22 protein-coding genes are annotated in these 26,138 nt (G+C 57.4%); 13 read left to right on the top strand and 9 right to left on the bottom strand.

Annotated features, from left to right (window positions below):
* The first annotated feature begins 186 nt into the window (after positions 1–186).
* Entirely contained in the window at positions 187–645 is a 459-nt protein-coding gene (locus TU76_RS19240; protein ID WP_048352344.1) for an REP-associated tyrosine transposase, read from the top strand.
* Here the strand turns inward: TU76_RS19240 and TU76_RS19235 are convergent.
* The 6 genes from TU76_RS19235 to TU76_RS19210 all read right to left on the bottom strand — a co-directional run bounded on the left by TU76_RS19235 (position 642) and on the right by TU76_RS19210 (position 8,408).
* Positions 642–1,466 carry an ABC transporter permease gene (locus tag TU76_RS19235; protein ID WP_019823113.1) on the bottom strand — a complete coding sequence of 275 codons (825 nt, stop codon included), beginning with the start codon at positions 1,464–1,466 and terminating at the stop codon, positions 642–644. The two genes, TU76_RS19240 and TU76_RS19235, sit on opposite strands and share 4 nt — an antisense overlap.
* A gap of 10 nt (positions 1,467–1,476) precedes the next feature.
* Complete coding sequence (locus TU76_RS19230; RefSeq protein ID WP_046810030.1) at positions 1,477–2,724, bottom strand: ABC transporter permease; 1,248 nt, start codon at positions 2,722–2,724, stop codon at positions 1,477–1,479.
* A gap of 68 nt (positions 2,725–2,792) precedes the next feature.
* Complete coding sequence (locus TU76_RS19225) at positions 2,793–3,833, bottom strand: ABC transporter substrate-binding protein (protein WP_019823109.1); 1,041 nt, start codon at positions 3,831–3,833, stop codon at positions 2,793–2,795.
* A 40-nt stretch (positions 3,834–3,873) separates the two neighbouring features.
* Positions 3,874–4,998, bottom strand: coding sequence for an ABC transporter ATP-binding protein (locus TU76_RS19220; RefSeq protein ID WP_019823108.1), 1,125 nt, complete (start codon positions 4,996–4,998; stop codon positions 3,874–3,876).
* Positions 4,999–5,374: 376 nt separating this feature from the next.
* Positions 5,375–6,010, bottom strand: a complete 636-nt coding sequence (locus TU76_RS19215) for a response regulator (protein ID WP_173667387.1) — start codon at positions 6,008–6,010, stop codon at positions 5,375–5,377.
* 7 nt (positions 6,011–6,017) lie between these two features.
* Entirely contained in the window at positions 6,018–8,408 is a 2,391-nt protein-coding gene (locus TU76_RS19210) for a PAS domain-containing sensor histidine kinase (RefSeq protein WP_037031842.1), read from the bottom strand.
* Positions 8,409–8,482: 74 nt separating this feature from the next.
* Here TU76_RS19210 and TU76_RS19205 point away from each other — a divergent pair, with 74 nt between their 5' ends.
* A complete protein-coding gene (locus tag TU76_RS19205; RefSeq protein WP_048352337.1) occupies positions 8,483–9,460 on the top strand; it encodes an alpha/beta hydrolase family protein in 978 nt (325 codons plus the stop codon).
* A 6-nt stretch (positions 9,461–9,466) separates the two neighbouring features.
* Here TU76_RS19205 and TU76_RS19200 read toward each other — a convergent pair whose 3' ends face one another.
* Genes TU76_RS19200 through TU76_RS19190 form a run of 3 tightly spaced genes read right to left on the bottom strand, consistent with a single transcriptional unit; the run spans position 9,467 to position 11,926 of the window.
* The gene (locus TU76_RS19200) at positions 9,467–10,231 is read right to left on the bottom strand and encodes a DnaJ domain-containing protein (protein ID WP_046809277.1); all 765 of its coding nucleotides are present in this window, start codon (positions 10,229–10,231) and stop codon (positions 9,467–9,469) included.
* Between the two features lies 1 nt (position 10,232).
* Complete coding sequence (gene murU, locus TU76_RS19195; protein WP_019823099.1) at positions 10,233–10,904, bottom strand: N-acetylmuramate alpha-1-phosphate uridylyltransferase MurU; 672 nt, start codon at positions 10,902–10,904, stop codon at positions 10,233–10,235.
* The gene (locus tag TU76_RS19190; protein WP_048352336.1) at positions 10,901–11,926 is read right to left on the bottom strand and encodes an aminoglycoside phosphotransferase family protein; all 1,026 of its coding nucleotides are present in this window, start codon (positions 11,924–11,926) and stop codon (positions 10,901–10,903) included. Before TU76_RS19190 ends, murU begins: the two co-directional genes overlap by 4 nt.
* Positions 11,927–12,057: 131 nt before the next feature.
* On the opposite strand from TU76_RS19190, the gene TU76_RS19185 reads away from it, so the two are divergent.
* From TU76_RS19185 to TU76_RS19135, 11 genes are all read left to right on the top strand, one after another.
* Positions 12,058–14,808 (top strand): LPS-assembly protein LptD, encoded by a 2,751-nt coding sequence (locus TU76_RS19185; protein ID WP_048352335.1) that lies wholly within the window; start codon positions 12,058–12,060, stop codon positions 14,806–14,808.
* On the top strand, positions 14,789–16,123 hold the full coding sequence (gene surA / locus TU76_RS19180; protein WP_019823093.1) for a peptidylprolyl isomerase SurA: 1,335 nt from the start codon (positions 14,789–14,791) through the stop codon (positions 16,121–16,123). The genes TU76_RS19185 and surA overlap by 20 nt, the downstream gene beginning before the upstream one ends.
* The gene (pdxA, locus tag TU76_RS19175; protein ID WP_048352334.1) at positions 16,120–17,109 is read left to right on the top strand and encodes a 4-hydroxythreonine-4-phosphate dehydrogenase PdxA; all 990 of its coding nucleotides are present in this window, start codon (positions 16,120–16,122) and stop codon (positions 17,107–17,109) included. Before surA ends, pdxA begins: the two co-directional genes overlap by 4 nt.
* A complete protein-coding gene (rsmA, locus tag TU76_RS19170; RefSeq protein ID WP_019823089.1) occupies positions 17,106–17,924 on the top strand; it encodes a 16S rRNA (adenine(1518)-N(6)/adenine(1519)-N(6))-dimethyltransferase RsmA in 819 nt (272 codons plus the stop codon). The genes pdxA and rsmA overlap by 4 nt, the downstream gene beginning before the upstream one ends.
* A 122-nt stretch (positions 17,925–18,046) precedes the next feature.
* Entirely contained in the window at positions 18,047–18,427 is a 381-nt protein-coding gene (apaG, locus tag TU76_RS19165) for a Co2+/Mg2+ efflux protein ApaG (protein WP_019823087.1), read from the top strand.
* A complete protein-coding gene (locus TU76_RS19160; RefSeq protein ID WP_048352333.1) occupies positions 18,427–19,308 on the top strand; it encodes a symmetrical bis(5'-nucleosyl)-tetraphosphatase in 882 nt (293 codons plus the stop codon). Before apaG ends, TU76_RS19160 begins: the two co-directional genes overlap by 1 nt.
* 32 nt (positions 19,309–19,340) lie before the next feature.
* Positions 19,341–19,670, top strand: a complete 330-nt coding sequence (gene glpE, locus TU76_RS19155; protein ID WP_019823082.1) for a thiosulfate sulfurtransferase GlpE — start codon at positions 19,341–19,343, stop codon at positions 19,668–19,670.
* A gap of 299 nt (positions 19,671–19,969) precedes the next feature.
* On the top strand, positions 19,970–21,892 hold the full coding sequence (locus tag TU76_RS19150; protein ID WP_019823081.1) for a PrkA family serine protein kinase: 1,923 nt from the start codon (positions 19,970–19,972) through the stop codon (positions 21,890–21,892).
* A 102-nt stretch (positions 21,893–21,994) separates the two neighbouring features.
* Positions 21,995–23,269, top strand: coding sequence for a YeaH/YhbH family protein (locus TU76_RS19145; protein WP_048352332.1), 1,275 nt, complete (start codon positions 21,995–21,997; stop codon positions 23,267–23,269).
* Positions 23,266–24,828, top strand: a complete 1,563-nt coding sequence (locus TU76_RS19140) for a SpoVR family protein (protein ID WP_019823077.1) — start codon at positions 23,266–23,268, stop codon at positions 24,826–24,828. The genes TU76_RS19145 and TU76_RS19140 overlap by 4 nt, the downstream gene beginning before the upstream one ends.
* A gap of 62 nt (positions 24,829–24,890) precedes the next feature.
* Positions 24,891–26,120 carry a multifunctional CCA addition/repair protein gene (locus tag TU76_RS19135; protein ID WP_048352331.1) on the top strand — a complete coding sequence of 410 codons (1,230 nt, stop codon included), beginning with the start codon at positions 24,891–24,893 and terminating at the stop codon, positions 26,118–26,120.
* Positions 26,121–26,138 lie beyond the last annotated feature (18 nt).

Below are 26,138 nucleotides of genomic sequence, written 5' to 3'. Positions count from 1 at the left end.
GCACCTTTTAGTGGGCTAAACACGGTGGCGCGCATTGTATACCGCTGGCTATGTGCCGCACACCGTGACCGCGATGATTGGCCCAATGCCAACCGTAGCAGAGTGCAATATCCGGTTAAGTGTTTGCTTGTTAACTTGTCGATGGCTGATCTAGCGTTAGAAAAAACCAAAACTGAGGGCAATGGATTGCCAATTTCAAACAGCGCTTGTCGCCTGCGTATCGGACGCTACTCCGAGCCCGGCCACATATACCTACTCACCACCGTCACCGAACTACGCCGGCCAGTTTTTACCGACTTCCATCTGGGCCGTCTTGTGGTGAACCAGTTTCGGCAAGCTCATGACGAAGGTATCGTCAGGTCCATAGCCTGGGTGGTCATGCCCGACCACTGCCACTGGCTCGTAGAGCTACGCCGTAAAACCTTGGGCGAGTTGATGTGCCGCTTCAAATCACGCAGCAGCGTAACGGTCAATCAGGCATGTCAATCCAGCGGACGGTTGTGGCAAAAGGGCTATAACGACAGGGCAGTCAGGCAAGAGGAGGACATAAAAGACATCGCCCGCTACCTCATCAAAAACCCGATCCGCGCCCAATTGACCACGCGGATCGGCGATTACCCCTTGTGGGATGCCTGCTGGGTTTAAGCCTGCGCCGTGCGCAACTTCTCACTGCGACCGCGCAACCATTCCAGCGTCAGCAACAACACCACCGAAAACGCGATCAACAAGGTGGCCGCTGCAGCAATGGTAGGGCTGAGGTTTTCACGGATGCCGCTGAACATCTGCCGTGGCAAGGTCGCCTGCTCAGGCCCAGCCAGAAACAGGGTGACCACAACTTCATCAAACGATGTCGCAAAGGCAAACAGCGCACCTGAAATCACCCCCGGTGCAATGAGTGGCAATGTCACTCGACGAAAGGCGGTCAGCGGTGAAGCACCCAGGCTGGCAGCCGCTCGCACCAGGTTCTGGTTAAAACCTTGCAACGTGGCCGACACGGTAATGATTACAAACGGCACACCCAATACCGCATGCACCACGATCAGCGAGATGTAGCTGTTGCCCATGCCCAACGGCGCAAAAAACAGGTAACTGGCCACACCGATGATCACAACTGGCACCACCATCGGCGAGATCACCAGGGCCATCACCAGTGCCTTGCCCGGAAAATCACTTCGGGTCAGGCCGATCGCCGCCAACGTGCCAAATACCATCGCCAGCACGGTGGCCAACGGAGCCACGATCACGCTGTTTTTCAAGGCACGCATCCACTCAGCTGAAGCGAAGAAGTCCTGATACCAGTGCAACGAAAAGCCTTGCAGCGGATACACCAGAAAGCTGCCCGAGTTGAACGACAACGGAATAATCACCAGAACCGGCAAAATCAGGAACAGCAGAATCAGCCCGCAAAGAATGCGCAAGCTGTAGAACCAGACCCGCTCAACGGGTGACATGTAGGGGCTCAGCATGGCGCTCTCCTTAACTCAAACGCAGGCGGCTGGCGCCGACCAGCCAGTTGTACATCAGGTACAACACGACGGTCGCCAGCAACAACAAGCCGCCCAATGCTGTCGCCATACCCCAGTTGATGCTGGTGTTGGTGTAGAACGCCACGAAGTAGCTGACCATCTGGTCGTTCGGGCTGCCAAGCAAGGCCGGGGTGATGTAGTAACCAATCGCAATGATGAATACCAGCAAGCAACCCGCCCCAATACCGGCATAAGTCTGCGGGAAGTACACCCGCCAGAAGCTAGCAAATGGATGACAACCCAGTGAGATGGCTGCACGCATATAGGTAGGCGAGATACCTTTCATCACGCTGTAGATCGGCAGAATCATGAACGGCAACAGTATGTGCACCATCGAGATGTAGACCCCGGTGCGGTTGAACACCAGTTCCAGCGGCTTGTCGATCAGGCCGATGCTGATCAGTGCGCTATTGATCAGGCCGCCCGACTGCAGCAACACAATCCAGGACGCGACCCGCACCAACACCGAGGTCCAGAACGGCAACAGCACCAGGATCATCAACAGGTTGCTTTGCCGTGTTGGCAGGTTGGCCAGCAAGTACGCCAACGGGTAGGCCAGCACCAGGCAAATACAGGTGATCACAAAGCCCATCCAGAAGGTACGGGCGAAGATATCCAGATAGATCGACTGATCAGGCGTGGCCTGCGCGATTTCGCCCAGATCGTCGATGCGATGATCGACAGCCGCCAGCAGATAAAACGCAGTCACGCTGGAGCTGTTACGTTTGATCGCCTGCCAGTACGCCGGGTCGCCCCAACGCTCATCAATCCCTTCCATCGCATCTTTGTACGATTCTGGGGCAGCCTTGAAGGGCAGCGCCTTGGCGGTTTTCATCAACAGGCTACGGTAGCCGGCCAATTCCATATTCAGACGCTTGGACAGATCGCCCAAGACTTGATTCTTGCGAGCTTCAGCCAAGTCTTCACTCAGTGCCTTATACACAGGCTCGGCGGGCAAACCCTTGCCGTCCCAGCTTTCAACGGCAACCACCGTGCGCGGCAAACCCTCGACCACCTCCGGGTTACCGACACTTTTGTAGAGCAGTGCCGCAATCGGTACCAGAAACACCAGCAGCAAAAAGATCACCAAGGGTGCAATCAGCGCCTGCGCCTTCCAGCGGTTGATCCGCTCGGCATGCGCCAGGCGCTTCTTCAAGGTGGGGCTGGAGACCTCGTTCAGGGGAACGGCGACGGCCATGGCGAACTCCGAAAAACTTTAAACGATGGCGGTGCGACCCGATGGGTCGCACCGCAGATCAGGTCTGCTTACTTGGCAGCCCAGGCGTTGAAGCGCTGTTCCAGTTGCTCACCGTTGTCAGCCCAGAAGCTGACGTCGATCTGTACCTGGTTGGCAATGTTTTGCGGGGCTGTCGGCATGTCGGCCTGAACCTCTTTAGGCAGCAATGGCATCGCGTCCTTGTTGGCCGGGCCGTAAGCGATGTTTTGCGAGTAAACGCTTTGCTGTTGAGGCAGCAGGGTGAAGGCCATGAATTTCTTCGCTGCGTCCGCCTTGGCTTTACCCAGCCCTTTAGGGATGGCCCATGCATCAAAGTCGTAAATGCCGCCGTTCCACACGATTTTCAGATTGCTTTCTTTTTGCACGGCAGCGATTCGACCGTTGTAGGCCGAGCTCATCACCACATCGCCAGAAGCCAGGTATTGAGGCGGCTGCGCGCCCGCTTCCCACCACTGAATGCTTGGCTTGAGTTCATCGAGTTTTTTAAAGGCGCGGTTCTGACCGTCCTTGCTCGCCAGCACGGTGTACACATCCTTGGGCGCGACACCATCAGCCATCAACGCGAATTCCAGGGTGTACTTGGCGCCTTTGCGCAGCCCGCGTTTGCCCGGGAAGGTTTTGGTGTCCCAAAAGTCCGCCCAACTGGTCGGTGCAGTTTTCAGCTTGTCGGCGTTGTAGGCAAGAACAGTGGACCACACAAAGAAACCCGCCCCACAGGACTGAATTGCGCCTTTGACATATTGATCAGGATTGCCGAACAGCGCCGGGTCCAGCGGTTCGAACATGTCCTCGTCGCAACCGCGGGACAGCTCCGGGGACTCCACTTCTACCAGGTCCCAAGAGATACTTTTGGTGTCGACCATGGCCTTGATCTTGGCCATTTCACCGTTGTATTCCCCGGCAATGATCTTGCCTTCGCCCTTGGCTTCCCAAGGGGCGTAAAACGCTTTGACCTGAGCGGCCTTGTTTGCGCCGCCAAACGACACCACGGTCAGATCGGTTGCGGCCAGTGCATTGGCCGCAAACATCAGGCCCAGACTTAAGGCCGTGAACTTGAAGGATGTATGCATTGTTATTCTCCACTGTGCAGGGTTGGTGAAGCCGGGGCGATCAATTCGCCTCTAAGAGAGGGTCCAGCGCACGTACATGTTCGACCTGCCAGCCCAGTGGCACGACGTCGCCGACAGCCAGGGTGGGGTCCAGCTCGGCAATCGGCTGTTTCACAAAGAAATCGTTCATGCCGCAGACTTCCAGGCGCACCCGGACGTGGTCGCCCAGGTAGATAAACTCCTCAACCCGACCCGAGAACCGATTGGCGCACGACTCGCTGGAACCATTGAGGCTGATACGTTCAGGGCGAATCGACAGGGTCACCGGATCACCTGTACGACCGACATTCACCGCCAGGGCCTGGACTTTCTCGCCCCGGCTCAGCTCGACCACACAACGATCGCCGTCCTGGCTGTGCAGGCGGCCATTGAGCCGGTTGTTCTCGCCGATAAAGTTGGCAACAAAAGTGTTTTTCGGCTCTTCATAGAGCATGCGCGGCGGAGCGATTTGCTGGATTTCACCTTGGTGAAACACGGCAACGCGATCGGACATGGTCAGCGCTTCACCCTGGTCGTGGGTCACGTAGACCACGGTCACGCCCAGGCGTTGGTGCAGGTGTTTGATTTCCATCTGCATGTGTTCACGCAGTTGTTTGTCCAGCGCCCCCAAGGGTTCATCCATCAGCACCAGCTGCGGCTCGAACACCAGCGCACGGGCCAGCGCCACGCGTTGCTGCTGGCCGCCAGACAGCTGGGCCGGGTAGCGCTGGGCGAAGGCGTCGAGCTGAACCATGCTCAGCACCCGTTTGACCCGCTGACTGATATCGGTTCGGTTCAACCCGCGCACCGACAGGGGAAAGCCGAGGTTTTCGGCCACGGTCATGTGCGGGAACAACGCATAGTTTTGAAACACCATGCCAATGTCGCGCTTGTGTGGCGGCACGTTGTTGATTGAGCGCCCGGCCAGCAAAATTTCACCGGCAGTGGGCGTCTCGAAACCGGCCAGCATCATCAGGCTGGTGGTTTTGCCCGAACCGGAAGGCCCGAGCAAGGTCAGGAACTCGCCTTTGCGAATCTCCAGATTGAGATCTTTGACGATCAGGTTTTCACCGTCGTAGCTCTTTTGCACGCCACGAAAGCTGACCAGAATCTCATCCGCCCCAGCGCTTGCACCGACCTCACTCATAACCACACCTTTTGTTTTGGACTGCCGTAGGCCAAGACTAAAGAAGCGGCTACCCCACAGAAATCGGGAGGCAAGAGAGATTCACATCAGGAGGTTGGAAAGCTTTGGGTAGGGATTGCCCTACAGGGATGTCGTGAATAGAACGGTTAGGCGCGGCAAACCCTGCAGCAGGGCCCGGGGTCGGCCAACCAGGGTCGTAAACAGATATGCCAGCACAAAACATCATCCCGTAGCAGCTGCCGAAGGAGCGAGGCTGCGTTCGACGATGCAGTCGTCGCAGAACCGCAAAGCGCGCTGGGCCAGGCAGACCCGGGACTCAGGATTCACGGTCGCTGCGCAACAGGACGCAGCCTTCGGCAGCTGCTACGAAGTCACGCTACAACAACTTATGTTCCATCGCGTACTTCACCAGTTCGGCCAGCGACGTGACATTGAGCTTTTGCATCAACCGCGCCTTGTGGGTGCTGATGGTCTTGCTGCTCAGCGCCAGCTGCTGGGCAATGTCATTGACGTTAACGCCCTGGGCCAGGCGCTTGAACACCGAAAACTCACGTTCGGACAGCAAGGCATGTAAGGGTCTTGAATCAGTCAGGCCGACTTCGAACACCATACGGTCAGCCAGGTCCGGGTCGATGTAGCGCCCTCCTGCCGCGACCTTGCGGATCGCCATCAGCAGTAGTGCCGGATCGCTGTCTTTGGTGGCATAGCCCGCCGCGCCAAACTTCAGCGCCCGTGCCGCCATTTGCGCTTCATCGTGCATCGACAACACCAGAATCGCCGGTGGATTGTTTAAGGCCCGAATACGAGGTATCGCTTCAAGGCCATTGACCCCCGGCATGGAGATGTCCAGCAGTACCACCTCACATGGCACATGACGCAAGGTTTCCAGCAACTGCTCGCCATTGCTGGCCTCACCGACTACCAGCAGGTCTTTGGCCAGGCCGATCAATTGCTTGATCCCTTCACGCACAATGGTGTGGTCTTCTGCTACCAGTACACGAATCACGAGCATTTCCTCATCAACTTTTATCAACCAAGGGCACGCGTACAATCAGGGTCGTTCCCTCCCCCGGAACACTGTGCAAAAACAAGGTTCCACCCAACATCAAGACCCGCTCTCGCATCCCCACAACGCCGAAGGAAGTCGGCCTGCCAGTCGCAGGCACAAAGCCTTGCCCATCATCGCTGATACTCAGGCACAGATCCTTGCCCTCCACACTCAAGGTCAACTCAACCGTGTGCGCATGGGCATGGCGCATCACATTGGTCAGAGCCTCTTGCAAGATGCGGAACAAGCCCACTTCCTTGGCCGCACCAAGCGGCGGCAAGTGCTCCGGCACCTGAACCAGACACGGGATGTGCGTACGCGCTTCAAAGCGTCTGGCCTGCCACTCGATGGCCGAGCTGATACCCGCATCCAGAATCGGCGGACGCAGTGACGTAGCCACGTCGCGCACTAACTGGAAGAGCTGGGCAATCAACTTTTTCATGCTGTTGAGCCGCTCATTCAACCCTGGGTCCAGCTGCGCATACGCCAGCTCGCACATCGAGGTTTCCAACTTGAGCACCGTCAACATCTGCCCCAACTCATCATGAACTTCACGGGCGATGCGCGCCTTCTCTTCTTCGCGCACGCTTTCAAGGTGCGCAGACAATTCGCGCAACTGCCCACGGGAGCTGTCCAGCTCGAGTTCAATACGTTTGCTCTCGCTGATATCCCAGACAATACCGTCCCACACTACGGTGCCATCATCCAGACGACGGGTAATCGCTTTGATCTCGGCCCAGCGCTGCTCGCCTTGGCGGGTCAAAATCCGACCTTGCCATGACCAGTCACTGTCACTGTCCAACGCCAGATCCTGCACACGATGGTAATCAGCCCTGTCATCAGGATGCACTAGGCTGCGCAGCCCTACCTCGCGCAGGCGCAGCGTAGCCGGGGAAAAACCGGCCAGGCTTTCGCTGCCTTCACTGATGTAGGGGAAGTCCAACTCGCCCGTCAGCAACGAGCGTTCCAGACGAAAGACAAGCCCCGGGACGTTGGCGGCAATCCCCTGTAAGCGCGCATCGCTTTCTTGCAAGGCGGCCTGCACCCGGTGCCGCTCAGTGATGTCATTGAGGTATACCACCAAATATTCTGCCGTCTGAAAACGCAGAAAACTCAAGGTCACATCGGCGGGAAACTCACTGCCATCGGCGCGAACGCAGAGGGTTTCACTGCGGTGCACGCCCTCTTTTCGATTTCGCGCGCGCCGCCACATATTCAGCCAGCGGTCCATGTTCAGGCCCGGTTCAAAATCGCTTAACGGTCGATCCAGCACAGCCCCCGGCTGGTAGCCGAGCATGACTTCCGCCGCCCGATTGGCATAGCGCACGTGACTGTCCCAGTTGACCCATAAAATACCCACCGGGCTTTGGTCGATCGAGAACTGGCTCAAGCGTAGCGCCTGGGCGCTGGCCGTACGCAAGACGATGTCTTCACGTGCGCTGAGTAAAGCGCGCTCCAGTCCTGTTTGCTGACGACGCTGCCACACCACAATCGCCATGCTGGCCAGTAACAGCGCACCCATCAGCAGGCTCAGGTTCTGCCAAAAGCCGGGCGATGGCCCAAGATGCGGATACTTGGGCTGCAGCCAGCGGCTGTGCAGTTGCTCCATGTCCCGCGCCGGGATCGCATGCAACCCGCGCTCAACGATGCCGGCCAACTGCGGCCAGTCGCGGCGCGTCGCCACCCGCAACAACTGCGGCAAACCTACATCACCCACCACGGCCAGCTCTGCGAACTCCGGTTCGACAGACAAACGACTGAGCTGTGCCTCATCGATGACGGCATAAGTCGCTTGCTGACTGAGCAACAGTTGCAGGGCCTGGCGCTCCAGAGGCACACCTTGCAAGTTGAGGCCGGGGTAACTGCTGCGCAAAAAATCGGCCGTGGCACTGGGCATGCGCACCGCGACCCGGGTCTGGCTGTCGACTCTCTCCAGATCCACCGAACCGGTGCCATTGCGCGTGCCCACCAATAACTGGGGCACACGCATGTAAGGATCGGAAAACTGCCACAACCGCAAACCCGCGGGGGTTTGGGTCAACCCGGGCACTAGATCGATTTCTCCGGCACGGGCAGCTTGTTCAAGTTGTGCCAGGTCCTGATAGTTGCGCCATATCAGTTCGACATCCAGCGCCTGAGCCAGCCACTTCATCAGCTCGACGTTGGCTCCCGAAAGCTGCTGCAACCGCTGATCAAACTTGGCATAGGGCGCCTGCAAGACCAGTCCCACCCGAAGTTCCTTGTGCTGGGCCAGCCACTCGCGTTGATCCGCCGACAGTTGGGCCGCAGGCACAGACGCCGCATTGCCCATTAAGGGCAGCCATAACCAGCCGATAACCCACAGATAGCAAAAACGTCTCATCTAAACGCCCACACCCTGACAAATACTGATCAACCCATTACGCTGCCGGGACTACTTCTGGCCTGGAATAACTGATGTTTTCTTATCGTCTGGCATTGCCGGCCTTGTGCTTGTCGCTGTTGTTGCCACTCGCCTCGCCTGCGCTTGCAACCGAAACCGAGGCCCAGCCCAAACCTGCCGTGCGTGAGCCGCTGCCCGAGCGCAGCCAGGAAGACGCCGCCGCTCTTGAGCGACAAGTTCCGCAGCACGAACAGCAACAGCTTCAAGCGCCGGGCGACAGTTTTCTTACCCTCTGGAAACCTGCCAATAGCAACGCCCCCAAAGGTGCGGTAATCATCATCCCCGGGGCCGGCGAAACCGCCGACTGGCCGCTGGTGGTAGGCCCTCTGCGCAATAAGCTGCCGAACGCCGACTGGGCCAGTTTGAGTCTGAGCTTGCCGGACATGCAAAGCGAAGCCAGTCAGGCGCGAGAAGTCGAAGCAGAAAAAACTCCTACGTCATTAACGACAGACAGTAGCAGCAAAGCAGCCAGCACCACAGCCAAACCCATCGAGCAGGCGGCCAGTGCTGGCACCGAAAATGCGGAGCCCGAGACCGCTCAAACCGTAGATGCTTTGAACGAAGCTGATGCCGAACGCATCTTTGCTCGCATCGACGCAGCTATTTCCTATGCCCAGCAACACAACATGCGCAGTATTGTCTTGCTCGGCCATGGCACGGGCGCCTACTGGGCATCGCGTTATATCAGCGCAAAGCATCCGGCCCAGATCCAGAAACTGATCATGATTTCTGCTCGCAACCCCGTTCAGGCCACGTCAGAGTTGAGTCAACTGACAGCTGGCCTCAACGTGGCACTGCTGGATATCTTCTATAAAGACCAACCACTCGCCCGCGAAGCCGCCTTGCAAAGGGTGCAGGCAAGCAAGCGCGCCAACGGGTCGAATTTCAAGCAAGTGGGATTGTTCGCCACCCCAGGAAACCGGGATGGCGAACAGGAGCAACTGTTTCGTCGAGTTCGCGGCTGGCTCAGCCCGCAGCCTGTGGATAAGTGAACGGCGCTAAAACCCGCGCTGTTCACGAATAAAAGCGTAGGCCTGATGCAGCTCACGGGTTTTTTCCGTGGCCTCTCGCACCTGAACTGCACTGGCACCTGTGCCAGCAACCTTGTCAGGATGATGACGGCTGAGCAGCCGTCGATAGGCGCGCTTGATCTGCTCAGGATCACTGGTGGCCGTCACCCCCAGCAAATTCAATGATTGCTGATAAGTACCGCCGCGAGTCGCCAGCGGTTTTTTATGGACGTCATATTCGCCCCCCAGTGCCAGAACCCGCTGCCGTGTCCAGCCCAGCCAGCCCCCCCAGAGTGCAATCAACTCTCGTTCCTGGGGCGCAACACGGCCATCAGCCAGTATCATCCGCCAGCAGGCCCGCAACACACCTTCTGCCGCATGGGGCTGAGCTTTAAGACGCCGCAGGTAGCCACGCAGCGAATCATTGCCGGACTTGCCGCGATTGAACGCGGCAATGGCACGCTTCTGCGCTGCGGGCTCCATGTCGAGCTGACGCATTTCAAGCCGCGCCTGCTCGATATGTTTGTCCACCACTCGCCCACCGCTTTTTGCCAGCCGACCGAGCAGCAAAAACAACAGCTCATCGTTGCGCAACACCGGCCGGGCGCCAAGGCGCTCAAGCAGGTGTGCCCAACTGTGCAGTTGCAAGCGCCGGTCCAGCGCTTGCCCTAATAAAGCACCGAGCATGGCCCCCGGAATGCTGGCAATAAAAAAACCCGCTCCGGCTCCAACAAGAGTCCCTGGCCATAGCATGTTAGCGAGCGCCCTCAATCAGCGACTCGACCTCGGCCAAGCGCTCATGCGTGCCCACATCGACCCAATGCCCGAGTAAACGCTCACCCGTCACTTGCCCTGCGGCCATTGCCTTGCGCAGTAGCGGTGCCAGCTTGAATGCACCCGCAGCGCATTCTTTAAACAGCACAGGGTGGAGCACTGCAATACCGCTGTAGGTCAGCGTATCGCCACCCGACACCCCATCTTCAACCTGCTTGCCGATCAGGCAGAAATCTCCCGTAGTGTGATGCGCCGGGTTATCCACCAATACCAGGTGGGCCAGCCCCGTCAGCGGTTGACGCAAGGCGCCAAAGTCGTAATCGGTCCAGATATCGCCGTTTACCACCGCAAAAGGTTCATCCCCCAACAACGGCAACGCCTTGAAGATCCCGCCACCGGTTTCAAGCGGCTCGCCCTCCGGGGAGTAATGGATGCTGACACCAAAACGCGAACCGTCGCCCAGGTGATCTTCAATCTGCTGGCCCAGCCAGGCGTGATTGATCACGATCTCGGTAAAGCCCGCGGCCGCCAATGCCCGCAAGTGGTACTCGATCAGTGGCACACCGCCAGCGCAAATCAATGGTTTAGGCGTGTGCAAGGTCAATGGCCGCAAGCGCTCGCCCTTGCCGGCAGCCAGAATCATCGCCTTCATGCATCAGCCTCACTGACGAGACCAAGGCTGGCGAACAGCTCACCCAACTCTGCCAACTCAGGACGCCGCGCCAAAACCCCTTCTATATAAGAGAAGAAGCGCGGCACATCGGCCAGGTAACGCGGCTTGCCATCACGGTGGCAAATGCGGGCAAAAATGCCGATCACTTTCAAATGCCGTTGCACACCCATCAGGTCGCTGGCGCGCAGGAACTCCTCAAAGTTCGATTGCACCGGGATACCCAAGGGCAGTGCCAGCTTCCAGTAGTCCTGCAACCAGGCACGCACCCGCTCTTCGGGCCAGCTTAGAAAGGCGTCCTTGAACAGGCAGGTGATGTCATACGTCACCGGGCCATACACGGCGTCCTGAAAATCCAGCACGCCAGGATTGGGAATACTGAGCATCAGGTTGCGCGGCATAAAGTCGCGGTGTACCAGCACTTTGGGCTGTGCCAGCGCACTGTCGATCAGCAGTGTGCTGATCCGTTGCCAGGCAGACAGTTGCTGTTCATTGAAGTCAACACCCAGGTGAGCCCGTACGTACCACTCGGGGAACAACTCAAGCTCGCGGCGCAACAAAGCCACGTCATAGCTGGGCAAAGGCTCGACCATCGGCAACTGCTGAAAGGCCAGCAGGGCTTCGATCGCGTCCTTGAACAACTCATCGGCGTTGGCGCTGTTAATCACGTCGAGAAAGGTTTTGTTGCCCAGATCGTTGAGTAAAAGAAAGCCGCGATCGAGGTCCTGAGCATGAACTTTCGGCACGTTTATCTGGCAGGTGCGCAAGAAATCGGCAATATCGACGAAAGGTTTGCAGTTTTCCTGGGGCGGCGGCGCATCCATGACGACAAAACTGCGACCCTCGCCTTCCCAGCGAAAATAGCGTCTGAAACTCGCATCGCTACTGGCAGCAGTCAACGTGGCCGGGGGCACAGGACCCCAACCCTCATTCGCGAACAAGGTTGCCAACTGCTCATCCAGCCAAACTTTCAGGTGTTGCAAGCGTACATCTTGGTCAGGCATTACAAGGGTCTCCGACGGTGCTAGCCGTCAAGCGGGTCATGCTTTATTATCCAGAATCTTTTCCAGACCATCGATAGGCGTGCGGTCCCCCACCGCGGGCTGATGGCACGCAGGAAGCCCGGACTAATAAGATGGCATTGAAATCCCCCGCGTTTCGTAAAAAATTTCCGTTGCTGGTAACCGGCAGTTTGCTGGCCATGCAACCTCTAGCCACGCCGTTCGCTTTTGCTGAGGAGCAGTATGACTGTTCCGTGTCGGCTACGGGTGGCTGGGATTGCGCACCAAAAACCAGCGTGGCGCAACTGCCACCGCGTCCGGCGCATGCCGACGGGGCTGTCGGTGCCAGCGGTGAAACCAGCGAGCAGGTCAAACAGGCCCCGCTGGTGACCGAGGCCAAAGGCCGTGCGCTGAAAGCGCGCAGTGACGACTACAGCCATCTCGACTGGGTGCCACGGGACAAACTGACCGCAGCGCAACTGGCCGAGACCGGTCCGTACTGCTCCGGTTCGTACGTAGAGCCCATCCGTCCGGGCATGAACGACCCCACCAGCAAAAGCGACTCCCCGACCTTTATCGGCGCCAAGGCTTCCCGCTATCAGCAGGAAGAGCAGATCGCGACGCTGGCCGGTGACGTCGTCATGCGCCAGGGCAGCATGCAGATCGAAGCCGACGAAGCCAGCCTGTATCAGGCTGAAAGCCGTGGCGAGCTCAATGGCAAGGTGCGTCTGCGTGACAACGGCGCCCTGATCGTCGGCGACCACGCCGATGTTCAACTGGACACGGGTGCTGCCAAGGTCGATAACGCCGAATACGTGCTGCACAAGTCGCGCATTCGTGGCAGTGCACTGTACGCAAAACGCGCTGAAGACTCGATCATCCGACTCAAGGACGGTACGTACACCACGTGCGAGCCAAACAGCAACGCCTGGCAGCTCAAGGGCAATAACATCACGTTGAACCCGGCTACCGGTTTCGGTACGGCGACCAACGTGACACTGCGGGTCAAGGACATTCCAGTGTTCTACACCCCGTACATTTATTTCCCGATCGACGATCGCCGCCAGTCCGGTTTCCTGCCGCCGTCTTTCAGCAGCAGCTCCGACACCGGCTTTATGCTCGTGACCCCGTACTACTTCAACCTGGCACCGAACTACGATGCCACGTTGTACCCGCGCTACATGACCAAACGCGGTTTGTTGATGGAAGGCGAGCTGCGCTACCTGACCGAGTCCAGCGAAGGTCAGTTCGGTGCCGCGTACCTCAACGACGACAACGACGATCGCAAGCGCCAGACCGACTACACCGACAAGCGCTACATGCTCAACTGGCAGCACAAGGGCGGCCTGGACTCCCGCGTACTGACCGAAGTCGACTACACCAAGATCAGCGACCCGTATTACTTCCAGGATCTGGAAAGTGATCAGATCGGCGTTGAAAGCCGTGACTACCTGAATCAGCAAGGTGCTGTCAGCTATCGTGGCGACAGCTACACCGCCAGGCTGAACGCACAGGCCTATCAACTGGCCACCGTTACTCAGATCACGCCTTACAACATGCTGCCGCAGCTCACCCTCAATGGTGCACTGCCACAGCAACCGGGCGGCCTGAACATTGCCTACAACACCGAGCTGGTTCGATTCGATCGCAGCCTCGAAAACGGCAACTACACCAACGAAGATGGCACAGTAGATCCTCGCCTAGACAACAACGTAACGGGCCTGGCTCGAGCCAACGGCACACGAATGAACCTTGCTCCGAGTGTCAGCCTGCCGCTGAACTGGAGTTATGGCTACCTCACGCCGTCCCTCAAGTACATGTATACGCAGTACGACCTGGATCTGGATGGCAAGGGTAAAGGGCAACTTGCTGCTGGAGATAAATTCGACAGTTCGGTCAGCCGCAGCGTGCCAATCGCCAGCGTCGACAGCGGCCTGTACTTCGACCGCAACACCAACTGGTTCGGCACCAACTACCGCCAGACCCTGGAGCCGCGTGCGTTCTATCTGTATGTCCCTGAACGCAATCAGGACGACATCCCGATTTTCGACACCAGCGAGAGCACCTTCAGCTACTCCTCGCTGTGGCGTGACAATCGCTTTACGGGTACTGACCGCGTCGGCGACGAGAACAAGCTGTCGCTGGGCCTTACCAGCCGCCTGATCGAAGACAACGGCTTTGAACGTCAACGTATCAGCGTGGGCCAGGCCTACTATTTCAAGGACCGCAAGGTTCAGTTGCCTGGTATTGAAGACGACCGCAAAGACGCAACCTCCGGCATGTCTCCTTATGCGCTGGAATACGCTTATCGCTTCAACCGCGACTGGCGTGCAACCGCCGACTACAACTGGGATCCGGAAACCCGCAGCCCGCGTTCTGGCAGTGCGATGATGCACTACCAACCTGAAGACAACCCGAACAAGGTCGTCAACATCGGCTATCGCTATCGCAACGACCAGGTTCGCTATGACCAGTACACCGGCAAGTGGACCGTCGGCGGTGGCGATTTCGGTACTAAGGGCGAACCGGGTTACATCAAGGATTACTACAAAATCCAGCAGCACGACTTCTCGGTTATCTGGCCGATCGTGCCGCAATGGAATGCCATCAGCCGCTGGCAGTACGACTACAACCGCAACCGTACCCTGGAAGCCTTCGGTGGTTTCGAGTACGACAATTGCTGTTGGAAGCTTCGTCTGATCAGCCGTTATTGGGTATCCAACGACGAGTACACCCAAGCAGCCCCTCTTAACGAGAAGGGCGACCATGGTCTCTTCCTCCAAGTTGTGCTGAAAGGTCTCGGTGGCGTTGTTGGCACCAAAGTAGAGAGCTTCCTCGACAAAGGCATCCAAGGTTATCGTGAACGTGAAGATCAAGCTTTCTGAGTGTCTGCGCCCGCTAATGCTGGGCGCGTTGTTCCTGGGTACTGCAGCTAGCGCTGCGGTACAGCCCCTGGATAAAGTGGTGGCCATTGTCGATAACGACGTGATCATGCAGAGCCAACTGGATCAGCGTGTCCACGAAGTTCAGCAAACCATCGCCAAGCGCGGGCAGGGCGTACCGCCTGCCAGCGTTCTGGACCAGCAGGTGCTTGAGCGCCTGATCGTTGAAAACCTGCAATTGCAGCTCGGCGAGCGCTCGGGAATCCGTATCACGGATGAAGAGCTGAACCAGGCTATCGGCACCATTGCCCAGCGCAATAACATGACCATCGAACAGTTCCGTCAGGCCCTGGCCCGCGACGGTCTGTCTTATGAAGATGCCCGTGAGCAGGTGCGTCGCGAGATGATCATCAGTCGTGTGCGTCAACGTCGTGTGGCTGAGCGCATCCAGGTAACGGATCAGGAAGTGAAAAACTTCCTGGCGTCGGACCTGGGCAAAATGCAGATGTCCGAAGAATACAATCTGGCCAACATCCTGATCCCAACGCCTGAGAGCGCGAGCTCGGATGCCATCCAGAACGCCGCCAAACAAGCTGAAGAAGTCTACAACAAGCTCAAGCAAGGCGCGGACTTCGGCCAAATGGCTATCGCCCGCTCCGGCAGCGACACGGCACTTGAAGGCGGCGACATGGGTTGGCGTAAAGCGGCTCAACTGCCACCTCCTTTTGACCGCATGCTCAGCGAGATGCCTGTAGGTGACGTTACACCCCCGGTGCGTACGCCTGGCGGCTTCATCATTCTCAAGCTGAACGCAAAACGCGGCGGCGAATCAGTGGTTGTGGACGAAGTACATGTTCGCCACATCCTGATCAAGCCAAGCGAAATTCGTAGCGAAGCGGCCACCAAGGCGCTGGCGGATAAACTTTACGAGCGCATCAGCGCCGGTGAAGACTTTGCTGAACTGGCTAAGAATTACTCTGAAGACCCGGGTTCCGCTCTGAATGGCGGCGATCTGAACTGGGTTGATCCTAACTCGCTGGTTCCGGAGTTCCGTGAAGCCATGGCCGACACACCGCAAGGCGTGTTGTCCAAACCATTCAAAAGCCAATACGGCTGGCATGTTCTGGAAGTCCTTGGCCGTCGCGCCACTGACAGCACCACCCAGGCACGCGAGCAACAGGCAATGAACGCTTTGCGTAACCGCAAGTACGACGAAGAGCTTCAATCCTGGCTGCGTCAGATCCGCGACGAAGCCTATGTTGAAATCAAGCTCCCTGGTGCTAACGGAGCAGATAGCGCAGATCAGGCCACGCAGTGAAAACACAGCGCTTTGCCCTCACACCCGGTGAACCGGCAGGCATAGGTCCAGACCTGTGCCTGCTGCTCGCCTCGCAACACCAGCCACACCCCCTGATCGCCATCACCAGCCGCGACCTGCTCATTGAGCGGGCCGCGCAGCTCGGTGTGGCTGTCAGCCTGCTACCGGTAGAACCTGGCAACTGGCCCGAGCAACCGGCACCTGCAGGCAGTTTGTACGTATGGGATACACCCCTAAATGCCACCGTCACCGCTGGCACGCTGGATAAGGCTAACGCAGCCTTTGTGCTGCAAACCCTGACCCGCGCGGCCCAAGGCTGCGTCAGTGGCGACTTTGCAGGAATGATCACCGCCCCTGTGCATAAAGGCGTGATCAACGAAGCGGGTATTCCGTTTTCTGGACACACCGAATTCCTCGCCGACCTGACTCATACTGAACAAGTCGTGATGATGCTTGCCACTCGCGGACTGCGCGTGGCTCTGGCAACCACTCACTTGCCACTGCGTCAGGTCAGCGATGCAATCACCCCCGAGCGACTGATGCGGGTTACCCGTATCCTGTACGCCGACCTGCAACAAAAATTCGGCATCGCCCAACCGCGTATCCTGGTTTGCGGGCTAAATCCCCATGCCGGTGAAGGCGGGCATTTAGGCCATGAAGAAATCGATATCATCGAACCAACCCTGGAGCGCCTGCGCAGCGAGGGCATGGACCTGCGTGGCCCGCTGCCTGCCGACACTCTGTTTACCCCAAAATATCTGGAACACTGCGACGCAGTGCTGGCGATGTACCACGACCAAGGCCTGCCCGTACTCAAGTACAAAGGGTTTGGTGCCGCAGTCAACATCACCCTGGGCTTACCGATTATCCGCACCTCTGTCGACCACGGCACCGCCCTGGATCTGGCGGGTAGCGGCAAGATCGACACCGGCAGCCTGCAAGTCGCCCTGGAAACCGCCTACCAGATGGCCGAGACCCGTATATGAACGAGCAATACCAACACAAGGCGCGCAAGCGTTTTGGCCAGAACTTCCTGCACGATGCTGGCGTAATTGACCGCATTCTGCGCGCCATCCACGCCAAGGCTGACGATCGCCTGCTGGAGATCGGCCCGGGCCAGGGCGCCCTGACCGAAGGCATCCTCAACAGCGGTGGCCAACTTGACGTCGTGGAACTCGACAAAGACTTGATCCCGATCCTCAATCGGCAATTCGCAGGGATGAGTAACTTCACTCTGCACCAGGGTGATGCGCTGAAGTTCGACTTCAAAAGCCTCAACGCAGCACCGCGCACCCTGCGAGTGGTCGGCAACCTGCCGTACAACATCTCCACACCGCTGATTTTTCACCTGCTGAAAAACGCCGACCTGATCCGCGACATGCACTTCATGCTGCAAAAAGAAGTGGTTGAACGCATGGCAGCCGGCCCGGGCGGTGGCGACTGGGGTCGTCTTTCGATCATGGTCCAGTACCACTGCCGCGTCGAACACCTGTTCAACGTAGGTCCTGGTGCCTTCAATCCGCCGCCAAAGGTTGATTCGGCAATTGTCCGCCTGGTGCCGCACGAAGTGCTACCACACCCGGCCAAGGACCATCGACTGCTTGAACGCGTGGTGCGTGAAGCCTTCAACCAGCGCCGCAAAACCCTGCGCAACACCCTTAAAGCCTTGCTCAGCAACGATGAAATCGAAGCCGCCGGCGTCGATGGCAGCAAACGCCCCGAGCAACTCGACCTTGCCGCCTTTGTACGCTTGGCCGACAAGCTCAGCGAACAACCTGTCGTAGCGCCCGCTGCCGACTGATTGCCGTGAAAAACGGGTACCTTGCCAGACGCCACGTCTGGCCTAGTACCCGTTGTTTGGCCTAGACTCAGGCATCAGTTTTATCCCGAACTGTGTCTTCGCTTTCAAGTAAGGCCTCTCGCATGCACGATCCCCGCTACCTGGTCGACGTCAGCGTCGTCACGCGTTACCTGCCAGAACAATCGCAGCCTGAACATCAGCGTTTTGCCTTTGCCTACACCATCACGGTGCGTAATAACGGCTCAATACCCGCAAAACTATTGTCCCGGCACTGGGTAATCACCGACGGCGATGGCCATGTTGAAGAAGTTCGTGGTGCAGGTGTTGTGGGCTTACAGCCCACGATCGAACCTGGCAGCGAACACTCCTACAGCAGCGGCTCGGTCATCACGACCAAAGTCGGCACCATGCAAGGCAGCTACCTGATGCACGCTGAAGACGGTCATGAATTCAAAGCCGTCATTGCCCCCTTCCGCCTTGCGGTACCCGGGGCCCTGCACTGATGGCGGTGTATGCCGTTGGCGACCTGCAAGGCTGCTTGACGCCTCTCAAACGCCTGCTCGAACGTGTAGCCTTCGACCCCGGTAAAGACAAGCTCTGGCTGGTAGGCGATCTGGTCAACCGCGGCCCGGAATCGCTGGAAACCCTGCGCTTTTTGTACCGCATGCGAGAATCACTGGTGTGCGTGCTGGGCAACCATGACCTGCACCTGCTGGCCGTGGGCCACAACGCCGAGCGCCTGAAAAAAGGCGATACCCTGCGTGAAATTCTCCTGGCTCCCGATTGCGATGAGCTGCTCAACTGGTTGCGCCAGCAACCTTTGCTGCACCACGATGCCGAGCGCAACATTGCACTGGTGCATGCAGGAATACCGCCGCAGTGGACTCTGAAAAAAGCCCTAAAGTGCGCCAGTGAAGTCGAACATGCTTTGCGCGATGACAACCTCATCGGCCCTTACCTGGACGGTATGTACGGCAACGACCCTGCCAAGTGGGACAACGAACTGACTGGCGTCACCCGCCTGCGGGTGATCACCAACTATTTTACCCGCATGCGTTTTTGTACCCGAGAAGGCAAGCTCGACCTCAAAAGCAAAGAAGGCATCGGCAGCGCACCTCCAGGCTACGCGCCATGGTTCAGTTATAACGAACGCAAAACCCAAGGGCTCAAGATCATCTTTGGGCATTGGGCAGCGCTGGAAGGCAACTGCAAGGAGCCTGGCATCTTCGCACTCGATACTGGCTGTGTCTGGGGCGGGGCCATGACCCTCCTCAATGTCGATACCGATCAGCGTCTGATCTGCGATTGCGACGACCCGGCCATTGCGGCACCCTCCCTCGCACTGCAAACCGCCCCACCTTCCCAACCCTTGGGCGCCGGCTAACCGCGCCCGCTGTCAGGCCACAGGAATCTCCCATGACCGAATTCAAACGTATCCCGCCAGAGCAGGCCCAGGCCTTGCGTGAACAAGGCGCCGTCGTTGTTGATGTGCGTGACCCACAGGCCTTTGCCGCCAGCCATATCAGCGGCGCGAAGCACCTGGACAATCACTCTCTGCATGATTTCATTGCCAACGCCGACCTTGACGCCCCACTGATCGTTGCCTGCTATCACGGCAATTCCAGCCAAAGCGCCGCGGCGTATTTGGTGAGTCAGGGTTTCAGCGAGGTCTACAGCCTGGATGGCGGCTTCGAACTGTGGCGCGCAACTTATCCGAACGAAACGGCCCAGAGCACTGCCGAATAATATTTTTTTCAGCGCTAGCCCCCGTGATCAGAGGGCTGGCGCCCTGCCTGACCAACGGTCTGGCGCAACAATTCATGCATCTCGCCTTGACCTCCCGGATTACCAACTATCCTTTACCTCAGGCCATCCAAATCTGGGGAGAGCCGGTACACCGGCGAATGGATCATCGGTAGTAACTTCAAGGGCTTAGCCACCTTGATGGTGTCCTGGGGGGTACACAGCAGCTGAAATGCTGCTGCATGCCAGCACTCGAACTGACCGATCTATCGCCGACTCCACGTATCGAGCGAGGTGACGTCATGAGTATTTTTAGCCACTTCCAACAACGCTTTGAATCCACACGCCAGGAAGAGCTCACGCTCCAGGAGTATCTGGAGTTGTGCAAGCAAGACAAGAGCACTTATGCCTCTGCTGCTGAAAGGCTACTGCTGGCCATTGGTGAACCGGAACTGCTGGACACCTCAAACGACTCTCGTCTGTCACGAATCTTCTCCAACAAGGTGATTCGTCGTTATCCGGCCTTCGAAGACTTCCATGGAATGGAAGAATGCATTGACCAGATCGTCTCTTACTTCCGCCATGCCGCGCAGGGCCTGGAAGAGAAGAAACAAATCCTCTACCTGCTGGGTCCCGTCGGGGGCGGCAAGTCATCCCTTGCCGAAAAGCTCAAACAACTGATCGAGAAGGTACCTTTCTACGCGATCAAGGGCTCACCGGTCTTTGAGTCGCCTTTGGGCCTGTTCAACGCCACCGAAGATGGTGCGATCCTCGAAGAAGACTTCGGCATCCCGAAACGCTACTTGAGCACCATCATGTCGCCGTGGGCCACCAAGCGTCTGGCCGAATTTGGTGGTGACATCAGCCAGTTCCGGGTGGTCAAACTCTACCCCTCGATTCTCAACCAGATCGGGGTCGCCAAAACCGAACCCGGCGACGAAAACAACCAGGACATCTCAGCTCTGGTCGGCAAGGTTGATATTCGAAAACTGGAAGAATTCCCCCAGAACGACGCCGACGCCTACAGTTACTCGGGCGCGCTGTGCCGGTCCAACCAGGGCCTGATGGAGTTCGTGGAGATGTTCAAGGCACCGATAAAGGTGCTGCACCCATTACTGACTGCCACTCAAGAGGGCAACTACAACAGTACCGAAGGCCTGGGGGCGATTCCGTTTACCGGCATCCTGCTGGCCCACTCCAACGAATCGGAGTGGCACACCTTCCGCAACAACAAGAACAACGAAGCGTTTATCGACCGCATCTACATCGTCAAGGTCCCTTACTGCCTGCGCGTCAGTGACGAAGTGAAGATCTACGACAAACTGCTGTTCAACAGCTCACTGGCCAAGGCCCATTGCGCACCCGACACCTTGAAAATGCTGGCCCAGTTCACTGTCCTCTCACGTCTCAAAGAACCAGAAAACTCCAACATCTACTCCAAGATGAGGGTGTATGACGGCGAGAACCTCAAGGACACCGATCCAAAAGCCAAATCTATTCAGGAGTACCGGGACAACGCGGGTGTCGACGAAGGCATGAACGGTCTTTCGACCCGATTCGCGTTCAAAATCCTGTCCAAGGTGTTCAACTTTGACCCGCACGAAATTGCCGCAAACCCAGTTCACCTGCTCTACGTGCTCGAACAACAGATCGAACAGGAACAGTTCCAGGCCGAAACCCGTGAGCGCTACCTACGCTTCCTCAAGGAATACTTGGCACCGCGCTACATCGAGTTTATCGGCAAGGAAATCCAGACGGCTTACCTGGAGTCCTACAGCGAATACGGACAAAACATCTTCGATCGCTACGTGCTGTACGCAGACTTCTGGATTCAGGATCAGGAATACCGCGATCCGGAAACCGGCGAAATCCTCAATCGTGTAGCCCTCAACGAGGAGCTGGAAAAAATCGAAAAACCGGCGGGTATCAGCAACCCGAAAGATTTCCGCAACGAAATCGTCAACTTCGTGCTGCGAGCCCGCGCCAACAACAACGGCAAAAACCCTACCTGGCTCAGCTACGAGAAGCTACGCGTAGTGATCGAGAAGAAAATGTTCTCCAACACCGAGGACCTGCTGCCGGTTATCAGTTTCAACGCCAAGGCGAGCAAAGAGGACCAACAAAAACACAACGACTTCGTCACTCGAATGGTCGAACGCGGCTATACCGACAAACAAGTACGGCTGCTCTCCGAGTGGTACCTGCGAGTCCGCAAGTCGCAGTGAGGCAGCTGTAAGCCTCAAGCCTCAAGCTGCAAGAACCAGGCACACGCAATTGCCTGGACTTGCAGCTTGCAGCTCACAACTTGAAGCTGCCCGGAGGGCCTAATGAGCTATGTGATCGACCGACGCCTCAATGGCAAGAACAAAAGCACGGTGAACCGTCAGCGCTTTCTGCGGCGTTACCGTGACCACATCAAAAAGGCCGTAGAAGAAGCCGTGGGCCGCCGCTCCATTACTGACATGGAACATGGCGAGCAAATCAGCATCCCCGGCCGCGATATCGATGAGCCGGTACTGCACCATGGGCGCGGTGGCAAGCAAACCGTTGTTCACCCTGGCAATAAGGAGTTCACCAGCGGCGAACACATTGCCCGGCCTCAAGGCGGAGCAGGAGCTGGCGGAGGTCCAGGCAAGGCTGGCAACTCCGGCGAAGGCATGGATGAGTTTGTGTTCCAGATCACTCAGGAAGAGTTCCTCGAATTCATGTTCGAAGACCTTGAACTGCCCAATCTGGTCAAACGCAACCTGACCGGAACTGACACCTTTAAAACGGTGCGCGCCGGTATCAGTAACGAGGGCAACCCGTCTCGCATCAACATCATCCGTACCCTGCGCTCAGCTCACGCACGGCGCATTGCCCTGTCTGGCAGCAGCCGGGCAAAACTCAGGGAAGCCAAAGCCGAACTGGAGCGGCTAAAACGCGAAGAACCCGATAATTTCGGCGATATCAAAGCCCTGGAGGCCGAAATCGAGAAACTTAGCGCACGTATTCACCGCGTGCCCTTCCTCGACACCTTTGACCTCAAGTACAACCTGCTGGTCAAGCAACCCAACCCCAGCTCCAAGGCCGTCATGTTCTGCCTGATGGACGTTTCTGGCTCCATGACCCAAGCCACGAAAGACATCGCCAAACGTTTTTTCATCTTGCTGTACCTGTTCCTGAAGCGGAACTACGACAAGATCGATGTAGTGTTTATTCGCCATCACACCAGTGCACGCGAAGTGGATGAGGAGGAGTTTTTCTATTCAAGGGAAACCGGCGGCACCATCGTCTCAAGCGCACTCAAACTGATGCAGGAAATCATGGCCGAGCGCTACCCCACCAATGAGTGGAATATTTATGCAGCGCAAGCGTCTGACGGGGACAACTGGAATGACGACTCACCCATTTGCCGCGACATTCTGATCAACCAGATCATGCCGTTCGTGCAGTACTACACTTATGTAGAAATTACACCGCGTGAACATCAGGCCTTGTGGTACGAATATGAGCGCATCAGCGAGGCGTTTTCTGACACCTTCGCACAGCAACAACTGGTCTCGGCCGGCGATATTTATCCGGTCTTCCGTGAACTCTTCCAGCGCAGGTTAGTGACATGACCGCCAAAGAGAATAAACGCCAACCCATCTCCACTGGTTCAGAGTGGACCTTTGACCTGATCCAGGCGTACGACCGTGAAATCGGCCGCCTGGCCGAGCGCTATGCGCTGGATACCTATCCCAACCAGATCGAAGTCATTACGGCCGAACAAATGATGGACGCCTACGCGTCTGTGGGCATGCCGCTGGGTTATCACCACTGGTCCTATGGCAAACACTTTTTGAGCACTGAAAAATCCTACAGCCGTGGCCAGATGGGGCTGGCCTACGAAATCGTCATCAACTCTGACCCTTGCATCGCTTATCTGATGGAAGAAAACACCATCTGCATGCAAGCACTGGTAGTGGCCCATGCCTGCTATGGGCATAACAGCTTTTTCAAGGGCAACTACCTGTTTCGTACCTGGACGGACGCCAGCTCGATAATCGATTATCTGGTGTTTGCCAAGCAGTACATCATGCAATGCGAAGAGCGCCACGGCATTGATGCGGTTGAAGACCTGCTCGACTCTTGCCATGCCTTGATGAACTACGGTGTGGACCGTTACAAACGACCCGACCCGATCTCCGCCGAAGAGGAACGCCGCCGCCAAAAAGAGCGTGAAGAGCATCTGCAAAAGCAGATTAACGATCTGTGGCGCACCATCCCTAAAAGTGCAGACAAACTTAGCGAAAAGGATAATGCCCGCTTCCCCGACGAGCCTCAGGAAAACATCCTGTACTTTATTGAGAAACACGCTCCACTGCTCGAACCCTGGCAACGCGAAGTTGTACGTATCGTGCGCAAGATTGCACAGTACTTTTACCCACAACGGCAAACGCAGGTGATGAACGAGGGGTGGGCGACCTTCTGGCACTACACCTTGATGAACGATCTTTACGACGAAGGCCTGGTGACCGAAGGCTTCATGATGGAGTTCCTCATTTCCCACACCAGCGTGGTGTTCCAACCCGGCTTTGACAGCCCTTACTACAGCGGCATCAACCCCTACGCACTGGGGTTTGCAATGTATTGCGACATCCGGCGCATTTGTGAACACCCTACCGATGAGGACCGTTACTGGTTCCCCGACCTGGCCGGCAGCGATTGGCTATCAAGCATCAAATTTGCCATGAGCAGCTTCAAGGACGAGAGTTTTATCCTGCAATACCTGTCACCCAAAGTAATCCGTGACCTGAAGTTGTTCAGCATCATGGACGACGATCAAAAGGACGACTTGCTGGTGCCCGCCATTCACGACGAAAACGGTTACCGCATCATTCGTGAAACCCTGGCCGCTCAGTACAACCTGGGCAATCGTGAACCCAACATTCAAATCTGGAGTATCGACCGTCGTGGCGACCGCTCCCTGACCCTGCGCCACCAGCAACATGACCGCAAACCTTTGGGCGACTCAACCGACGAGGTCCTGAAACATCTGCACCGCTTGTGGGGCTTCGATATCCACCTTGAAACACTGCAGGGCGAACAGGTCGTTAAAGTTCATCATGTACCGCCGAGAGGCGATTACGGTGACAATGACCGCGGCCGACTGGATATGGGCGCCATTCACCTGTAACGCACACAGACCTCCGTTAACGCCGCGCACGCGCTATCCTGTCGCGCTAACGGAGGTTTTTTATGCAGATCTATAAAGTTGGCGGCGCCGTACGTGATCGCCTGCTGGGCAAGCCTGTCACCGACATTGATTGGGTGGTGGTTGGCGCAACGGCCGAGCAAATGCTATCCATGGGGTTTCGCCCCGTAGGCTCAGACTTCCCGGTATTTCTTCACCCAAAAACTGGCGACGAATATGCGTTGGCCCGCACCGAGCGCAAAAGTGGTCAGGGTTATGGGGGCTTTATCTTCCATGCCAGCCCAGACGTCACCCTCGAGGAAGATCTGATACGTCGCGACCTGACCATCAATGCGATGGCCGAGGACGAAGCTGGTAATGTCACTGACCCTTACAATGGCCTGCGCGATCTTGAGGAGCGTATTTTACGCCACGTTTCCCCCGCATTCGCCGAAGATCCCCTCAGAGTCCTTCGCGTGGCCCGGTTTGCCGCACGCTACGCGAGCCTTGGCTTTAGCATCGCACCAGAGACACTGGAACTGATGCGCCAACTGTCCAGATCCGGCGAACTACAAGCCTTGACCCCGGAGCGCTGCTGGAAAGAAATTTCCCGCGCACTGATGGAAGACCAGCCTCAGGTGTTTATCGAAGTATTGCGTAGCTGTGACGCGCTCGAGGTGCTGCTGCCCGAGGTGAACGCATTGTTTGGCGTGCCGCAGCCCCCTGCCCACCACCCGGAAATCGACAGCGGCGTTCATACCCTGAGCGTTCTGGAGCAATCTGCACTGCACAAACAACCGCTGACCGTTCGCTGGGCTTGCCTTCTGCACGACCTTGGCAAGGGGCTTACACCGGAGAAAGACTGGCCAAGGCACATTGCCCACGAGCACAAAGGGTTGCGCCTGATCAAAGCCGTAAATGATCGCTACAAAGTGCCGAGGGATTGTCAGGAACTGGCAGTGCTGGTGGGCGAGTACCACACCCACGGCCATCGAGCTCTTGAGCTCAAGGCGTCGACGCTACTGGAGTTATTGCAGCGCTTTGACGTATACCGTCGCCCGCAGCGATTCGAGGAATTTATCGCGGCATGCGAGATGGACGCCAGAGGGCGCCTGGGGCTGGAAAATCGACCATACCCGCAAGCTGACTACTTGCGCGGCGCAGCTCGAGCCGCACTGGCCGTGGCCGTGCAACCACTGCTGGAGCAGGGCTTCAAAGGCCCCGAACTGGGTGAGGCACTGAAGCACGAGCGGCTCAAGGCGCTACAGGCCTACAAAGCTGCGGAAAAATACTGACTCAGAACTTCTGTAGCC

The sequence above is a fragment of the Pseudomonas psychrophila genome, from assembly GCF_001043005.1.
In the GTDB taxonomy this organism is placed as follows: domain Bacteria; phylum Pseudomonadota; class Gammaproteobacteria; order Pseudomonadales; family Pseudomonadaceae; genus Aquipseudomonas; species Aquipseudomonas psychrophila.
The sequence above is the reverse complement of the archived record's forward strand: the minus strand, read 5'-3'. Positions and strand labels throughout refer to the sequence as shown.

Excerpts from the sequence above, each read along its gene's own strand:
- TU76_RS19235 (WP_019823113.1), bottom strand. The coding sequence starts at position 1,466 with ATGCTGAGCCCCTACATGTCACCCGTTGAGCGGGTCTGGTTCTACAGC.
- TU76_RS19230 (WP_046810030.1), bottom strand. The coding sequence starts at position 2,724 with ATGGCCGTCGCCGTTCCCCTGAACGAGGTCTCCAGCCCCACCTTGAAG.
- TU76_RS19225 (WP_019823109.1), bottom strand. The coding sequence starts at position 3,833 with ATGCATACATCCTTCAAGTTCACGGCCTTAAGTCTGGGCCTGATGTTT.
- TU76_RS19220 (WP_019823108.1), bottom strand. The coding sequence starts at position 4,998 with ATGAGTGAGGTCGGTGCAAGCGCTGGGGCGGATGAGATTCTGGTCAGC.
- TU76_RS19215 (WP_173667387.1), bottom strand. The coding sequence starts at position 6,010 with ATGCTCGTGATTCGTGTACTGGTAGCAGAAGACCACACCATTGTGCGT.
- TU76_RS19210 (WP_037031842.1), bottom strand. The coding sequence starts at position 8,408 with ATGAGACGTTTTTGCTATCTGTGGGTTATCGGCTGGTTATGGCTGCCC.
- TU76_RS19205 (WP_048352337.1), top strand. The coding sequence starts at position 8,483 with ATGTTTTCTTATCGTCTGGCATTGCCGGCCTTGTGCTTGTCGCTGTTG.
- TU76_RS19200 (WP_046809277.1), bottom strand. The coding sequence starts at position 10,231 with ATGCTATGGCCAGGGACTCTTGTTGGAGCCGGAGCGGGTTTTTTTATT.
- murU (WP_019823099.1), bottom strand. The coding sequence starts at position 10,904 with ATGAAGGCGATGATTCTGGCTGCCGGCAAGGGCGAGCGCTTGCGGCCA.
- TU76_RS19190 (WP_048352336.1), bottom strand. The coding sequence starts at position 11,926 with ATGCCTGACCAAGATGTACGCTTGCAACACCTGAAAGTTTGGCTGGAT.
- TU76_RS19185 (WP_048352335.1), top strand. The coding sequence starts at position 12,058 with ATGGCATTGAAATCCCCCGCGTTTCGTAAAAAATTTCCGTTGCTGGTA.
- rsmA (WP_019823089.1), top strand. The coding sequence starts at position 17,106 with ATGAACGAGCAATACCAACACAAGGCGCGCAAGCGTTTTGGCCAGAAC.
- apaG (WP_019823087.1), top strand. The coding sequence starts at position 18,047 with ATGCACGATCCCCGCTACCTGGTCGACGTCAGCGTCGTCACGCGTTAC.
- TU76_RS19160 (WP_048352333.1), top strand. The coding sequence starts at position 18,427 with ATGGCGGTGTATGCCGTTGGCGACCTGCAAGGCTGCTTGACGCCTCTC.
- glpE (WP_019823082.1), top strand. The coding sequence starts at position 19,341 with ATGACCGAATTCAAACGTATCCCGCCAGAGCAGGCCCAGGCCTTGCGT.
- TU76_RS19150 (WP_019823081.1), top strand. The coding sequence starts at position 19,970 with ATGAGTATTTTTAGCCACTTCCAACAACGCTTTGAATCCACACGCCAG.
- TU76_RS19145 (WP_048352332.1), top strand. The coding sequence starts at position 21,995 with ATGAGCTATGTGATCGACCGACGCCTCAATGGCAAGAACAAAAGCACG.
- TU76_RS19140 (WP_019823077.1), top strand. The coding sequence starts at position 23,266 with ATGACCGCCAAAGAGAATAAACGCCAACCCATCTCCACTGGTTCAGAG.
- TU76_RS19135 (WP_048352331.1), top strand. The coding sequence starts at position 24,891 with ATGCAGATCTATAAAGTTGGCGGCGCCGTACGTGATCGCCTGCTGGGC.